Raw genomic sequence first — 16,061 nt, 5'->3', positions numbered from 1 at the left:
TTACTGTAATGAAATACGATTTTTGTAAAAGAAATATAACAATTGGAAAAAAAGCAAGGTTACCATGGCAATAATTTGCATGTGAACCACTTGTTCCAGAGAGTTATGGTAAAAAATAATTAAAACAATTTGTGTACATCCCAAAACAGCCGAGACTACTACAGGAATATATTGATTTAAAGACAAATAGTAATAGGCAAAAATATTTGCAACAGCAAAAAGTGAGGTTGCAAGCGCATACTTCCAAAGTAAGTAAGAGATAGAAACATAAGCTTTACCAAACATGATTTGCACTACGAAATTTGGAAATATAGCAGTAAACAAAACAATAAACGAAGATAAAACTACAATATAACTCACATATTTAAGCAAAATAGGAAGCGTATCCTTATTGTCTTTTTTCATTTGAATCACTTTAGGTAGCAAAAGCATAACAAACATCCAAGCTACAAAATATACCACGCGCCCTATTAAGGCAAGTGATGCATACAAACCTGCATCTTTGTTGCTAAAAAAATGCTTGACAAGTATAATATCACTATTATTAATGATGATTTGTGTACACTCATAAAACGCTGTCAACGCAAAAAACACCACAATAGATTTGTGATTGATAGCAGCGTTGCTGTTAGCCTCTACTTTACTAAACATTGTTTTTTGAAATGGAACTAATCCAGCTACAAAAGACAGTAAAATACCTATAGCAACTACAACAGAACTAGGAATTGAAGGCAAAAGAAATAAGAACGGAATTGTAAATAACAACCTGCTCCCCATTTCGGTTTGGTAAGTAGTAGCTAATCGAGAAAGGTTGTTTTGACCTTGATACAAACCCCTATTTACACTCATGACAAAATACAAGGGAACACCAAAACCAAAAATATAAAACATAGAGGCGGTTTGGGTATGAAAAAGTATTTGAAGTTCCTTGTGAAAAACCACAATGCCTAAACCTAGAATAATTCCAAGTATGACAGCATATTTCAAAATAAATTTAAGAAATAACAACAACTGATTCTCCTGAAAAAGAACAGCATATTTTGCAGCTACTATTTGAAAAGTCATCCCAACAAAAGAAAGTATCAGTAAGAGTGTAATTAATATAGCCGCATCAGAAAATGCCTCGGGACCTAAAAGCCTCCCCAAAATAAGATTGTACAAATAATTACCTCCGTTTACCAATAATATGGTCAACATAAAAAGCTGCTCAGGACCTAGTTTTCTGGGTATTTTTGAGGTAATATTTGCAAGTAATTTCATTTGAGACACATTTTTAATTCAATATTAAAGTAACACATCAGTTGAACCAAGTGCATCAAAACAAGCCGAAATACATTTATTTTTTCTACCTATGATAAAAAATGATTTATCATCCTTTTGAGCTTTGTCATATATAGCTAGAATATTTCTGGTTGTATATGCATCCATAGCTTCTACTTTTTCAAATGAAACTACAATACCATTTGAAGTAGAGAGCAAACTATTTAAATGATTCTCTAAATATATACTGTTTTCTGAACTCAACAATCCTTTAATTTCATAAACTCCAGAATTGTATGTAATGTGTACTGCCATCTTATTTATATTGAAGTTAAAATTAGTTTCGTTACCAAATATCGTACATTATTAAAAACAAGCATTAATACTTAGATGAATAACCTGAAAGTGTAGACGAAATATTACGATTTAATACTTAACTTGCAATAACGAATCTTACACCTAACCAATATGAATTTACTACAAAAAATTGCGCTTGTATTTATAAGTATATTTAGTTTTACACTGCAAGCACAAGACATGAATGTGGGATTTAGCCATCTAGAAAAAGGAGAGTTTGCAAAAGCAGAACTTTTTTTTAAAGATATCCTTAAATTTTATCCAAAAAATAAAACAGCCCGACTATGCTATGCAAGGGCCATTGGTTTAAACAATCAAGCTCCAGCAGCACTTGAAAATTTCATTCAATTAAAGAGTGAATATCCTGGAGATTTAGAAATCGAATTAAATTATGCCGAATCTTTACTTTGGAACAAAAAGTTTGACGAAGCTAAAGTATTCTACAGCGAGCTTGTTCAAAAAAATCCAACCAATTTTGTAGCGCATCTTGGTTTTGCCAATACTTTATCCAATTTGAAAGAATATCCTACTGCATTAGCAAACGTAAACAAAGCCCTAGAATTGTCAGCTGCAAACCCAGGTGCTTTGGTTTCAAGGAAATATATTAAATTAGGATATGGTTACCAATATGTGAATGAAAAAAAATACTCAGAAGCCGAGGCGTTTTATGATGAAATCCTAGTTGACTTTCCATTAGATAAAGAGACCTTGATGAATAAGGCAAATATGTACCTCATCACAAAAGATATTGCCAAAGGTAATGCGGTGTACCAATTACTATCAAAAGACCATCCCGTACTAGCATTAAATGGACTTTCACTTCTAGCACACATTGACAATAAAGAAAAAGAGGCCTTAAAACTAGCTACTGAATCATTATCCTTATCGCAAAATATAACTGATGAAAGTTTAAAAAAACAAACTCAAGAGCGCTATACTCAAGCCTTGATTTGGAACAAAAAATACAAAGAAGCTAAAGTTTATATTGAAGCGTTGCAAATAAAATACCCTAATGAAAACTGGGTTTTGTCACTTGCCGCAACGCTGGATATTTACAAAAGTAATTTCCCAGATAGCATCACTTATTATAAAAACATTTTAGAAAACGACACAAAATCATTTGATGGTAACTTAGGTATCGCCAATGCTTACAAAGCTTCTGGCGAAACGAGTATGGCGTATCAGGCAGCTATGACTACTTTATCTATTTTTAATAATCAAGGAGATGCACTTCAATTTATAAAAAAAATGAAAGAGGATTTTACTCCTTTTATCGAAGAAAAATTAAGCTACTCATTTGATAACGGAAACAACACAGCACTTGCGTCAAGAACTGCCATAACATTGCCCTTATCTACAAGATGGACCGTAAATGCAACCTATCAATACCGCAAAACTGAAAATACAGTTACATTAAAAAATGCAGAAAGTAATGATTACTTGATTGGAGCAAGTTATCAATTTCATCCTAAAATAAGTTTCTCCTTTGAGACTGGAATAAATACTGCCAGTTCATTGACTTCCAATTACAACCAACTTTTATTGCATACTTATTTCAAGATGAAGCCTATGAAACTTCAAGATCTTGAAGCGGGTTACAAGCGTGAAATGCAAAACTTTAATACTGATCTTATTGACAAGCAAATCGCTACCAACAACTATTATTTAAATTATAATTTGAGTACCAACTTTAATTTTGGTTGGTTTACTCAATATTTTTTCACATCGCAAACAGACAACAACAATCGAAATTTATTATTTACCTCTTTTTACTATAATTTCCTCTCTAAACCTGTTCTAAAAGGTGGATTAAACTATCAATATATAGCTTTTAAAGATCGTGTTCCTACTGATTATTTTAGTCCAAAGAAATTCAACGCCGTAGAACTATTTTTGGAGGTATTAAAAGATGAAAAAATTATTGAGTCTAAATCATGGTTTTACAATGCTAACTTGGCTACAGGATACCAGTTTATTGAAAACAATTCAAAACAGTGGACATACCGTATTCAAGCAAAACTAGGATACAAATTTTCGGATAGGCTGTTGAGTAATATTTATGTAACCCGAAGTAATATTGCCTCTACTACTGCCTCTGGATTTACTTTTAATGAATTTGGCTTACGAATAAAATGGAATTTAAGTAAGGAACCATTATTTACCCTCAAGTAATACCACTTGATACATCTTATTAACAAAGAAAGACTGCTTGTGGGCAGTCTTTCTTTGTTTTGCTTAACCTCATTATAAATGTTAAAATTGATTTGAATTTGATGTAAAATACAACTTGAAATAATAAAAATCTTACTTGAGTATCAAAGTGAGTTTATAGTATAAACAAAAAAGACTGCTCGTGGCAGCAGTCTTTTTTTACTAACTCAACAATGAAACTAAAAAATTAAACTTGCTTTTAAAAAACTATTTATTCTAGCAAGGACTATTTTCACAATCCAATAAAACAGCATTTAAAAAATTTGATTTGGGGTCAAAAAGGGTTTGCTTCCTGATTGCTTAACAAAGATACATTCAAACTAAAGATAGAAAGAGATGTTTTCGATAAACGATTGATAACCTTCGGTAAACGGTTTAAGACTGTAGGTAAATGGAATTTTATAAGAATAATTTCTGGTCGAAGTTTTATTTTAGTTTGCTAATTGTAAATCGTCATTATCAATATTAATTGCTTTGCGCGCTTCGGCAGTGTTAGGAAGGTATACCACATCATCCAGTATTTGTAAAAAAGGTCGTATTGTGGCAATACTTACAATAGAAATAGAGGGGTTGTTAATACTTAACTTTATAACTTCATGCTTAGTTAATGGACCTGCCCAATCTAAATTGTAACAGTAACCTAACGCATTTTTCCTTACGAAAGTAATATTAACATCATTCATTACAGTCCATTTTGTGGATACTAAAAAATAACCGGATAACTCATTGTTTGAAGAATCAAGAGCTAAAGTTACTGCATTGGGTAGATTTACTTTCATAATTGTCATTTTAAATACAGATCTAAAGTAACAATATTATAGACTAAATGCAAAAATAATCGATGAAATACACTTTTTTAAAAAAATTGTAGTAAATATTTTATATTACAAAACATTAATTCGTTTTAAAAGTTCTGTTTTGTTTGACCTACTTATTGGGATAACATCCTTTGCAATGAGAACACTATTATCCTCAATATCGATAATTTTTGTAACATTGATTATAAAGGAACGGTGAATTTTTAAAAATATATCTTTTGGAAGTATATCCTCTATTTTTTTCATTGCAGAGTGTACAATGTAATTTTTATTATCTGTTTTTATATGAATATAATCTCCTTTTGCTTCAATAACATTCACTGAGTTATTGTCTATTTTAATCAATCTTCGATCTATGTTTACATAAAAATGATCAGGCTTTTCTTCAGCTTGTATCGTTGTATTTACTTGTGGCTCGTCAGTTTTTATTGCTAAGACTTTGTGAACGGCTTTTAAAAAACGTGACTCGGTAATAGGTTTTACAAGATAATCTACAATACATTCATATTCAAAGGCTTCAATAGCAAAATCTCTGTCAGATGTTACTAAGATAATATGCGGAGGATTTTTTATGGTTTGAATAAAATCAAAACCAGTGAAATTTGGCATGTGAATGTCTAAGAAAATAAGATCAACATGATTTTGATTCAAAAATTTTATTGCGTCTATGGCGCTACAAAACTCTCCAATACATTCAATATCTGTTGATTTAGTTACAAATTGAGCTATTATGGCTCTTGCCATTTCTTCATCATCAACAATAATGCAATTCATATAGCTATTTATTTAGAGTTTTATAACAAACTCCTGCATAGCTTTTAAAATTGTTTCAAAATCATTTTTTAAGGCTACGGAGTCATTATTTAAATTATGCTCATAATCAACAGCAATATAATAACTTTTTTCGAGACCTAGTATAGAAATTTTATGTTTCAGTTTATGAACAGATTGTGCAGCATTAAAAAAATCTAATTCTTGCATGTATTTTTCATAATTTTCAACCTCTACTGGCAACTCTTTTTTTAGGATGGATAAAATTTTTGCCTTAAATTGCTCATTGTCACCAGACAATTCATTTACATAGTTTAAATTAGGTGTTTCCATGATCCTTTGGTATTGTGAAGAAAAAAGTAGTCCCTACTTTTTCTTGGCTTTCAAGCCAAATTCTTCCTTTATAAAATTCTATTATTCTTTTAACGATAGAAAGTCCTATGCCTGAGGAGTTATCGTCATTTTGTAATTTAGAAAAAATATCAAATATTTTGTGCTGGTATGCATGAGGAATACCTATACCATTGTCTTTTATTTGAAATAAATATTCTTGCTCATTTTCGGTACTGGATATCTCAATTTCTATGTGTTCTTTATCATTGTATTTAAGTGCATTTTGTATTAGATTTTGAAAGAGTTGTTTCAATCTAAAATCATTTCCCATTAAAACAGGAAGATCATTAGTTATGCTAATGTTTGCATTATTTGGAATTTCAATAGTTTTCAAGAAATCTTGCACAACAAGATTAACATCAATAATACGTTCTTCATGCGTATGATTTTCAATAGAGGAATAGTTTAAAATCCCCTTAATAAGAGAGTCCATTTTCTCTACATTTAACAAAATCCTATTCAAAGATTTTAGATTGGCTTCATTCAATAGAGACTCATTATCCTGAATAAACCAGTTGATCAAAGTATCAATACTACGCAAAGGTGCCTTTAAATCATGTGAAACCATGTGGGCATATTCATTCAATGCTTTATTTTGTTTTTCAAGATTAAACAACAATTCTTCTCTTTGTTTATTAATTTTTACAATTTCAATAGATTGTTGTTTAATATATTCCGAAGAATCAAAAACCTCTGTATTTGTCATAAAATCTTGCCCAACACTCATAGAATCAAGAATAGACTGTAAGTTTTTATTTAATTCTTTTAGGCTTTTAGCTTCATCCCGCAATTTTTGATTCGCCTCAAATAATTCATCGGAGCTAATTTTCATAGCCCTTTGCAGCATCTCTATTTGGCTTTCATAATTTTGGTACGATTCATTAACTGCATCCAAAAAAATATCCAAGTCATTAAGACCTCCCGCAAGTTTTTTATCTATCTGACGTTTTAGTAATGAATGCATTATTCGCTTATTAAGGTTAATGTCATCGTTTGATTGTGTAATTCACAAGCAGTCTCCCCATTAAAAGGAGCCATTTCACCATAAGAATAAAATCCTGCAATAGGAACTTGTTGACCAATAACCTCTCTTACATGTTCTATTTCTTCTTCAACACGCTGACTCATTACCAATTTCCTCCCAATACAGCTTACCAAAAGAGCTAATTCAGGGGCTTTAGTTCTATTTTTCATACCGTAATTTGCAGCAGTATTGGCTCCTTGTGCAATCCCATCAACTGATGCCATCATGAGTTGAACTCTTGAATTTACAGGTACATCACCTGCAAGGATCATAGACTGTGTATCATTATCAATATTTAAAATAGTACGTACAACTGGTTCTTTCTTACCATCTGGTGTTACATTTAAAGGATATAATAAAGAGGCTTGTGGAAGTTCACTAGATTTATCTCCTAGATATTTTTTATATAAGTCTAAAGCTGGTTGACCATCAATTTCATACAATACATTTGCTACTGACTTTGTGATAACGCGCTCTGGACCAAAGGGAATCCAACCACCAAAACTAGCATACGAAACTTCAAATGTTGATCCATAAAAACCAATTAGAACTACTTCTCCCTCTTTTGGATCTTCCTTGTATGAGGCTAGTGTTTTTTCAAAACGTGCATCATCACCACACATACCGCCTGTTATGGATAATCCAGAGTCCTCCATATTGGTCTCAAGACCTGAAATTAAAGAACTTCCATTTACAAAACTCCCCTCTGAGAGTACAAATAAATGTTTAAGATTTTCCTTCGGCATTTGCTCATACAAGTGCTCACCAAGATGTTTAGCATCTTTATTATGGTCTAAAATATTATCTCTTTTAACTATAAAACTTGATTTTTCAAACTCGATCGCTACCACCGAAATGGAATCGTCATTTACATTAGAACCTGAAATTTCACCAGACGTTGACCCAAAAACAAGATCCTCATACGGAAACTCATTACGAATATCCTTTAACACTTGACTATTTTGTAATAATAGACGATTCCCAAAAACAATAACTAATGGATTTGACAATTCTGATTTTTCTTGTATGTATTTCCAACCCTGATGGGCTAATTTACTTGCTTGAATAATTTTCATGATTCTTTTTTTAATTTCACAAAAAATGTGGTACCCACACCCTCTTTGCTATCTAACCAAATTTCTCCTCGATAAAAAGTAATAATTTTTTTCACTATTGATAGACCTAAACCTGTTGAATGTTTACTAGTTGTAAAAGATTTAAAGGTTTCAAATATTTTTGAATGGATTGCTTTTGGCATTCCTACACCATTATCTTTTATAGAAAAAATATAACTATCACCATCTTCAACAGCGCTAATTTCAACTAATCCTTGAGTTTTATCAATATAATTTACAGCATTACCAATGAGGTTTTGAAACAATTGCTGTATCCTAAATTTATCTGCATTAATGCTAGGCAATGTACCTAAAATAGATACGCTAATGTGATCTGGCAAATGAATAATATCTATAATACCTTGAACAATTTCATGGATATTTATTTTCTCTGATTTTACTGATTCTTTATCAATTTTTGAATACGTTAGAATCCCTTCAATAAGATGATCCATTTTTTCGACTTTATGCTCAATTAATGAAAAATATTTTTGAGTTGGCGCGTCAAAGTTATCTACATTCTCCTCTTTAATCCATGTAATCAATGAATTAATACTACGTAAAGGAGATTTTAAATCGTGTGATACTATTTGCGCATAGTCCTCAAGTTCTTTATTGGTTTTTGCTAAATCTGATAACAAATTCTCTTTTTGGGATTCCAGCTCTTTTTGAGCGGTAACATCTTCCTCAATGGCAAAATATTTTAATATTTTGCCGGCTTTGTCATAAAGCGCCTGTCCTTGAATACGTACCCAGTATTTCTCTTTGTTTTTTGAATAATTAATGATCTCACAATTAAAAGGGAGGCCTTTTTTAATTTGATTTCTCAAATAAAGAATCACTTCAGGATTAGATTCTGGACCTTGTAACAATTCTCCAGGAACACGGCCTATAATTTCTTCTTTGGAATATCCTGACATTCTCAAAAAACTAGCATTGGCCCATTCAATTCGACCCATTCGATCTGCAATTATAACCGAATTTAAATTTTTCTCAGCAATCAACGATAACAAATACAATTGCTGCTCTTGATTTTTTTGATCAGTAATATCAAGATGAATGCCTATTGAGCCTATTAAATTGCCTTGTAAATCATAATTTGGAGCACCACTAATAAGCCATATTCTTTCTTTTTTATTTTTATCATAGACTTGCAACTCATAGGAATCTGTTAATCCATCAGATCTTAATTTATCTTTTGTCTTCAATACATTCTTACCACTTTCATTAACAAAGATTTCTATAGCATTATTCCCTATGAGCTCTTGCTGTGTGTAACCACTCATAGTTGTAAAACCGTGATTGGCCATGGTAATGTTATTATCTAGATCAACTTCAAGCAATCCTAGATTCATATTTGCAATTATTCCTCTGTACTTTTCTTTTTCTATTTGTAAACTTTCATCGTACCTTTTTTTAAGAGAAATATCCTCAATCATGGCAAAAAATTGGGTAACCTCACCATTTCCATCAAGTATGGGCTGCCCTTTGGCCTTGACCCAAAAAGAACTACCATCTTTTCTTCCGTGCTTCAGTTCAACATCAAATGGAAATCCATTATAAAAAGAACTAACCATAATATCCAACTGCTCATCATCAATATCCGAGGTTCGACCTATTTGCACTGGAGTTTTCCCTATAATTTCATCTTTAGAATAACCCGTATAGGTGGTATAAGCATCATTACACCAAAATATTTTACCATTAGGCTTGGTAAACACAATACCATTATTATTTAAACTTGCCACGAGTGACAATCTTTTTAGCTCTTCTTCATCTTCCTTTTTTGCTGTAATATCCTCTATTAACGCAAAATATTCTTTTACATTTCCTTCACTGTCAAATAAAGGTTGTCCTTCAGCTTTTGCCCAAAACCACGTACTATCTTTTTTATAATGTATTAATTCCTGACTAAAATGCTCCCCTTTTGCTTTAGCGATTTTTATAACCTCAAAGGTGGATTGATCCACTAGTGCTCCTTGAAACAAATCCTCAGTGGTACGACCTATTGCTTCCTTCAAGGAGAAACCTGTAAGTTTCACAAATCCTTCATTGGCCCAATTGATAGTTCCATCAAGTGCTGTAAAAATTACCGCATTAATGTTAGTACTAGCTACAAGAGACAATCTATTTATCTCTTCCTGACTTTTTTTCTGTTCAGTTACATCACGGCCGTAAATGTTTACATAACCCAAATCCTTGAGTGTCTTGCACACAAAGGAATAATCTCTACTATTAGTTTGCGCTTCAAAAATCCATCGATCTGTATCAAAATCAATTTTAGAAGCAATGTGTTTAAAAAATGCCTCGGTTGCATATTCTATTTCGTCATGAACAAATGTTGTTAATTTTTCTGCTGCTGGATTACGTTTCAAAAGATTTCCCTGCGTGTCAATTCGGATTAAAGGATCTGGATTTTGAGTAGGAAAAAGTGCAATATCTTGAATTTCTTTATTGGCTTGTTTTAACTTGTTTTTTTGTTCATTAATGGTTGTCAATAATTCCTTTAATTCCTTAGAAGTGTTATCGGCATTATTAAGCACATGAAGTAAATCAATTGAAGGATCATTAGGAGCAAAATCTTCAAAAGTTAAGCCTTTATTCATCAATTCAACCATTGATGTAAACCAAGGGGAACCTACAAATAAAACATTATCTCCCATTAATTCAAACTGTCCTCTTAAATTTAGACCAGATGAACTATGTTGTAAAACAAGATGACTGTTACAATGTGACACTATTTCCTGGAACGAAAAAGTTTCTAAATATGGTCTAGTAATTTTAAATAAATCCGAAAATAATTTAGTGTTATTTAAATCTTGGCACACTTTACCTAAGCTAGAACCAAAATTTATAATTTCAAAATTTGGTGAAACCAGTATGTAAAATGGAAACAATCTATTCAAACTGTTTTCATTAAAACAAAGTGCTAGATCCTTCATTATTTTACCAGTTTATTTTGAATATCTCGTGCGTACTGCCTTCGTTTCTTGATTGTAGTAAAGTTATGGTAACTGGTGTCTTGTATACAATACTTAAACCTTGTATAATGCCCTTTACAAAATCTTGAAGTCCTACTCTTTTTGAGTGATAGTGCAAATGAAGACCATCAGCGGTAATATCGCTTACCTTGAACTCAGGAGGTGTGAGCTTAGGGTAAACAAGCATAACTCTATTGTGAAAATTAGGTAAATTGATTAAAAAATCGCTTAAACTTTTCCCTCCAGACTCCATTAAACCGGGATATTTCTCAGATGTGGTATGCACAACCCACCATTCGCCAAAAGCAATTAACACTTGACTTAAAGTCATGTTCATTTCTTCTGAAAGTGTGGTAGCAATTTGATAGGTTATAGCATCATCATAGACTTCATTGCTAAGAAAAAAATCTACATCTATACCGCTTTTTTCATGTACAAGCTCCCATTTTTCTCTGCCAAAATTAGCAACTACTAGATCCTCTATTGATTTATTAACAATACCGTACATAATCCCTAATTTGTGATTAACTCATTTGTGCTCCAATATTCAACAAGCTTAGTAACCCTATCCACATACTCATCGTATTTTAAGGGCTTTAGTAAATAACCTGCGATACCTATTTTATAACACTCTAATAAATCAGACCTATTACTTGATGTGGTCAATATAATGGCTGGAATGTATTTTAAATATTCATCTGACTTTAATATTCCTAAAAACTCTATTCCATTAATCTTAGGCATATTTAGATCTAAAACAATTATATCAGGAATCATTTCTTTTTCCTTTAGAATTGCAATAGCTTCTTCACCATTATTTGCTTCAACAATTTTATGGGTTGTTTTTAAATTGCTCAAAACTCTATTGAACTTCATTACTTCAATTTCATCGTCTTCTATTAGCAAAATATTTAGTGCCTTTGTCATGGTATTTAGTTGTTATTTTAAAAAACTAAAAGTACTAAAGTTATACCTAGCAATTAGGCTCTATCGATAATACTGAATTTAATATAGACGAAAACCCATTAAGTGTCGATAAGTGGTCATGGTAAATTAAGTTCTAGTCGAACTTTTTTAGGCAAACTAATACAAATTAATTCATAAGAATGTTGAATCAATTCTTTAATCAAATCATCTGAAACCGATTGATTAATAGCTATTGTGTTCCAATGGATTTTGTTCATATGAAAACCAGGTTGAATGTCATCATATTCTGCACGCAATTCAAGAGCGCGCTCTGGATCACATTTTAAGTTAACAGATGGTTGACCTTTCTCCCACTGGATTAAAGATGATAACGCAAACATTTTACCTCCTACTTTAAAAACCAAAGTGTCTTCATCAAAAGGAAAATGTTCTGTCACACCTTTTTTCGAAAGGCAATATTCGTAGTAGGTTTCTAAATTCATGGCTATTGAAAAAGGTATAAAACAGGTTTACTCGGACTGGCATCATTCTCAAAAGAAGCGATTTGTAAATTCAGCAAATAACTACCATCTTTAACTTCATCAGCCACATAAATCATTTCGGTAATGGTACAATGCAGTCGTGCATCAGCATTCAGATTATTGACATCGGTTACATTCCAAAAGGCTTTGTGTGACAACAATTTTCCTTCATCTTTTTCTTTATCCACACTAGGCAAATCAATCAATAAGTGCTGAATTCTGCTTTCGCGAATGAAGCGCGCGGCATCTTCTATTAGATATGGCGGATTGGTATTCGAATATTTCAAATGCTTTTTATCCTCTAAATTGGGTAATGTTCTAATAACAATTGCTTCAGGATTTTTTCCTATTAAAGCATTTTCAATTTGGCTTTTAGTAATCACCAAGTCTTCGCCTTGTAATTCAGGTTGTACCGAAATTAATTCGGCCATAAAAAAAAACTGTTTCAAACATTGATTGATGCTGTAAAATTCCCGTGTGATATGACCCAAGCACTCCGTATGCGTACCGTGTCCGTGCGGATTGAAGAAAATATTATTGAAATTGGTTGACGATTTCCCTTCCGAAACTTTCCCGATCCAATCCCCAAAAATAACGGGTTCTATGACTGGTTTATCGATATACCAAGCAATAGGATTTTCATCGGTATTGGTTAACGGAATAGAAATATCAATGGGTTTTGATAGGTCGATATTAAATTCTTTGTTGATGGTTGCTATCATATTTCTTTAAACACTAAGTTCACAAAGAACGCACCAATCACACAAAAGCTTAGTGAACTTTGTGCCTTCTTTGTTTCTTTGTGGTTAATTTGCTATTCCAAATTTAAGTAAAATAAGTCTGATGCAATTCCATCCGTCAAAAACTTTCCTTTTGATGTTGTTTTCAAGATGTTGTTTTCAATAAAAACCAAATCATCATTAAGGAATTTCTGCGTCTGTTTATTCAAATATTCCAAATATTCGTTTCCGAATTCACTTTCAATTCTGGTTAATGAAACGCCCCAAATAGTCCGCAAACCCGTCATTACATATTCGTTATAACGATCAGCAACAGATAAAAATTCAACTTCATTAGACAATTTGTCTTGCTGAATACCTTTTAAATACAAGGCATTATTTGCTATGTTCCAACTCCTAGAAACACCATCATAACTGTGCGCTGATGGGCCAATTCCTAAATATTTCTTCCCTAACCAATAAGCCGAATTGTTCTTTGAAAAATAATTGGCTTTGCCAAAATTAGATAACTCATAGTGTATAAAATCATTCGCTTCCAATGTTTCTACCAAAATAGCAAAGTGTTCTTGAGCAGATTCATCGTTGGGTTTGGCTATTTTTCCCGTTTGGATGAGTTTTTTTAATGCCGTTTTGGGTTCAACGGTTAAGGCATAACTAGAAATGTGCGGTATTCCAAAAGACAAAGCAGTCTCGATATTTTGTTTCCATTTTTCGTTACTCATACCAGGAATTCCGTATATCAAATCAAGAGAAATGTTGTCGAAATATTGGGTAGCTTCTGCTAAACATTTTTTGGCTTCCGCCGAATTATGAGCACGATTCATCAAAAGTAAATCCTCTTCAAAAAATGACTGAATCCCAATGCTCAAACGATTTATTTTGCTTTTTGAAAGTTCAAGTATTCGCTCGCTAGACAAATCATCTGGATTGGCTTCGAGCGTAATTTCGGGATTTTCAATTACTACATAATGACTGTAAACCGTCTCAATCAAAAAATTAATTTCTTCTGAAGTCAAAACACTTGGCGTTCCTCCACCAAAATAAATGGTCTCAACTTGCTCCTTTTCAAACTCGCTTTTGCGCATTTGCAATTCTTTGGCAATAGCCAAAACCATCTCTTCTTTCTTCCTCATCGAAGTCGAAAAATGAAAATCACAGTAATGACATGCCTGCTTGCAAAAGGGTATGTGTATGTAGATTCCGCTCATTTCTATAGTATTCAGTCACAGTCGCAGTTTACATTTGCTGCGACTGAAAACTATTTTTTAACTCGTTCCTCATTTTGTTTCACAAAAGCGTCCCAACCGGTATAACTTTTAGCACCAACCACTTTTCCTGAATTGAAAAAATGACAAACTGCTGCTGCCAAACCATCCGTACTATCGAGATTTTTAGGCAATTCTTTCAGTCCTAAAAGTTGTTGCAGCATTTTAGCTACTTGCTCTTTTGTGGCATTTCCGTTTCCGGTAATAGCCATTTTAATTTTCTTTGGTTCGTATTCCGTAATAGGGATATCTCTGGAAAGTCCGGCAGCCATGGCCACACCTTGCGCGCGACCCAACTTGAGCATTGATTGAACGTTTTTACCAAAAAAAGGAGCTTCAATGGCAATCTCGTCTGGATGGTGCGTATCGATTAATTCAATCGTTCGTTCAAAAATGATTTTCAGTTTTTGATAATGATTGTCATACTTAGATAATTGCAATTCGTTCAACTGCAAAAAATGCATTTTTTTATTGACAATTTTAATCAATCCAAAACCCATAATCGTGGTTCCAGGATCAATTCCTAATATGATGCGTTCGTTTGCCAATTCTTTCTTATTTATACTTCTTTGTTATTACACGAAGAGGCTCTAAGGATCCACAGAGGTTCACTAAGCTTGCCATCCTCCTATTATTTTTTGTAAATCTTCGCGAATTCTTTGTGAATCTCTGTGAAATAGCTTTTTCACAATAGTTTTCCTTTACTTTGCACTAATGATTTCAATTCCACACAAAACTAAGCAATTCCTCGTACTTCTAATCAAAGTTTTGATTGTGGCTGGTGCGTTTTATTTTATTTACAATCAACTTGCCAATAATGATAAATTAGATTGGCAAAAATTCATTGTTCTTTTCCAAAAAAACCAATCTGTTAGCGGAATCGCGTTTCTTTTAGTACTGAGTGTTTTGAATCGGTTTTTTGAAATATTGAAATGGAAAAACCTAGTAGCATTTATCCATAAAATAACTTTAGGCGAAGCCACAAAACAAGTTCTGGGCGCACTAACTGCTGGTCTATTTACGCCAAACGGAGTGGGAGAATATGCCGGAAAAGCACTCTTTTTTGAAAAAAAAGAAACTAAAAAAGTGATTTTCCTAAACCTGATTTGCAACGGAATTCAAATGATTCTGACTGTTATTTTTGGGCTTTTTGGGTTGCTGTATTTTAATGCACAATACCATGTGATTACAATAAAAACTGTTGCGTTGATTTTTGGAATGGTTTTACTCCTTTTCATTATTTTATTTTCGGTCAAAAAAATTACTATCAAAGGATATTCAATTGAAAAACTGATTCATAAAATTAATGAAATTCCAAAATCAATTCATCAAAAAAATATCTTATTGGGTATTTGCCGCTATTTGGTTTTCTCGCACCAATATTACTTTTTGTTTTTAGCTTTTGATGTTGATTTGCCTTACTTCACCCTGATTGCAACAATTTCATCCGTTTATTTTTTAGCATCTTCCTTGCCTACTTTTCAATTTTTGGACTTTGCCGTTAAAGGAAGTGTAGCGGTTTTTTTCTTTGGAATTCTTGGCGTAAACGAATGGATTGTAATTTTTATTTCGACTTTGATGTGGTTTTTAAATGTAGTTTTACCCGTTATAATTGGTACGTATTATGTTTTGAATTTTAATAGTAAATCCATAATAAAAGGAACTAAAACACAATAAA

Annotated in this window: 16 protein-coding genes; 2 read left to right on the top strand and 14 right to left on the bottom strand. The window is 32.4% G+C overall.

What is annotated here, in order from left to right; all coding sequences use genetic code 11:
* Together K5V07_RS01775 and K5V07_RS01770 are read right to left on the bottom strand one after the other, a co-directional pair.
* Entirely contained in the window at positions 1-1,260 is a 1,260-nt protein-coding gene (locus K5V07_RS01775; RefSeq protein ID WP_221916100.1) for a sugar isomerase, read from the bottom strand.
* 24 nt (positions 1,261-1,284) lie between these two features.
* Positions 1,285-1,575, bottom strand: a complete 291-nt coding sequence (locus K5V07_RS01770; RefSeq protein WP_221916099.1) for an STAS domain-containing protein — start codon at positions 1,573-1,575, stop codon at positions 1,285-1,287.
* Positions 1,576-1,728: 153 nt separating this feature from the next.
* Between K5V07_RS01770 and K5V07_RS01765 the strand changes: the two genes are divergently transcribed.
* Positions 1,729-3,789, top strand: a complete 2,061-nt coding sequence (locus tag K5V07_RS01765) for a tetratricopeptide repeat protein (protein ID WP_221916098.1) — start codon at positions 1,729-1,731, stop codon at positions 3,787-3,789.
* 470 nt (positions 3,790-4,259) lie between these two features.
* Here K5V07_RS01765 and K5V07_RS01760 read toward each other — a convergent pair whose 3' ends face one another.
* From K5V07_RS01760 to ruvC, 12 genes are all read right to left on the bottom strand, one after another.
* Positions 4,260-4,607 (bottom strand): hypothetical protein, encoded by a 348-nt coding sequence (locus tag K5V07_RS01760; RefSeq protein WP_221916097.1) that lies wholly within the window; start codon positions 4,605-4,607, stop codon positions 4,260-4,262.
* 105 nt (positions 4,608-4,712) lie between these two features.
* Entirely contained in the window at positions 4,713-5,420 is a 708-nt protein-coding gene (locus tag K5V07_RS01755; RefSeq protein WP_086452840.1) for a LytTR family DNA-binding domain-containing protein, read from the bottom strand.
* A 12-nt stretch (positions 5,421-5,432) separates the two neighbouring features.
* Positions 5,433-5,750 (bottom strand): histidine kinase, encoded by a 318-nt coding sequence (locus tag K5V07_RS01750; RefSeq protein WP_086452839.1) that lies wholly within the window; start codon positions 5,748-5,750, stop codon positions 5,433-5,435.
* Positions 5,737-6,774 carry an ATP-binding protein gene (locus tag K5V07_RS01745; protein ID WP_221916096.1) on the bottom strand — a complete coding sequence of 346 codons (1,038 nt, stop codon included), beginning with the start codon at positions 6,772-6,774 and terminating at the stop codon, positions 5,737-5,739. Before K5V07_RS01745 ends, K5V07_RS01750 begins: the two co-directional genes overlap by 14 nt.
* Positions 6,774-7,910 carry an FIST signal transduction protein gene (locus tag K5V07_RS01740; protein WP_221916095.1) on the bottom strand — a complete coding sequence of 379 codons (1,137 nt, stop codon included), beginning with the start codon at positions 7,908-7,910 and terminating at the stop codon, positions 6,774-6,776. The genes K5V07_RS01745 and K5V07_RS01740 overlap by 1 nt, the downstream gene beginning before the upstream one ends.
* On the bottom strand, positions 7,907-10,891 hold the full coding sequence (locus tag K5V07_RS01735; protein WP_221916094.1) for a PAS domain S-box protein: 2,985 nt from the start codon (positions 10,889-10,891) through the stop codon (positions 7,907-7,909). Before K5V07_RS01735 ends, K5V07_RS01740 begins: the two co-directional genes overlap by 4 nt.
* 4 nt (positions 10,892-10,895) lie before the next feature.
* The gene (locus tag K5V07_RS01730) at positions 10,896-11,438 is read right to left on the bottom strand and encodes a heme NO-binding domain-containing protein (RefSeq protein ID WP_086452835.1); all 543 of its coding nucleotides are present in this window, start codon (positions 11,436-11,438) and stop codon (positions 10,896-10,898) included.
* Between the two features lie 5 nt (positions 11,439-11,443).
* Positions 11,444-11,857 (bottom strand): response regulator, encoded by a 414-nt coding sequence (locus K5V07_RS01725; protein ID WP_086452834.1) that lies wholly within the window; start codon positions 11,855-11,857, stop codon positions 11,444-11,446.
* Between the two features lie 116 nt (positions 11,858-11,973).
* A complete protein-coding gene (locus tag K5V07_RS01720; RefSeq protein ID WP_221916093.1) occupies positions 11,974-12,339 on the bottom strand; it encodes an MmcQ/YjbR family DNA-binding protein in 366 nt (121 codons plus the stop codon).
* Positions 12,340-12,341: 2 nt separating this feature from the next.
* A complete protein-coding gene (locus K5V07_RS01715; protein WP_144891287.1) occupies positions 12,342-13,100 on the bottom strand; it encodes a cyclase family protein in 759 nt (252 codons plus the stop codon).
* A 92-nt stretch (positions 13,101-13,192) separates the two neighbouring features.
* Positions 13,193-14,326 carry a radical SAM family heme chaperone HemW gene (gene hemW / locus K5V07_RS01710; protein WP_221916092.1) on the bottom strand — a complete coding sequence of 378 codons (1,134 nt, stop codon included), beginning with the start codon at positions 14,324-14,326 and terminating at the stop codon, positions 13,193-13,195.
* Between the two features lie 50 nt (positions 14,327-14,376).
* The gene (gene ruvC / locus K5V07_RS01705; RefSeq protein WP_144891283.1) at positions 14,377-14,931 is read right to left on the bottom strand and encodes a crossover junction endodeoxyribonuclease RuvC; all 555 of its coding nucleotides are present in this window, start codon (positions 14,929-14,931) and stop codon (positions 14,377-14,379) included.
* 166 nt (positions 14,932-15,097) lie between these two features.
* On the opposite strand from ruvC, the gene K5V07_RS01700 reads away from it, so the two are divergent.
* Positions 15,098-16,060 carry a flippase-like domain-containing protein gene (locus K5V07_RS01700; protein ID WP_221916091.1) on the top strand — a complete coding sequence of 321 codons (963 nt, stop codon included), beginning with the start codon at positions 15,098-15,100 and terminating at the stop codon, positions 16,058-16,060.
* Position 16,061: the final 1 nt, after the last annotated feature.

The organism is Flavobacterium sp. CHNK8, assembly GCF_019774515.1.
GTDB lineage: Bacteria > Bacteroidota > Bacteroidia > Flavobacteriales > Flavobacteriaceae > Flavobacterium > Flavobacterium tiangeerense.
The sequence above is the reverse complement of the archived record's forward strand: the minus strand, read 5'-3'. Positions and strand labels throughout refer to the sequence as shown.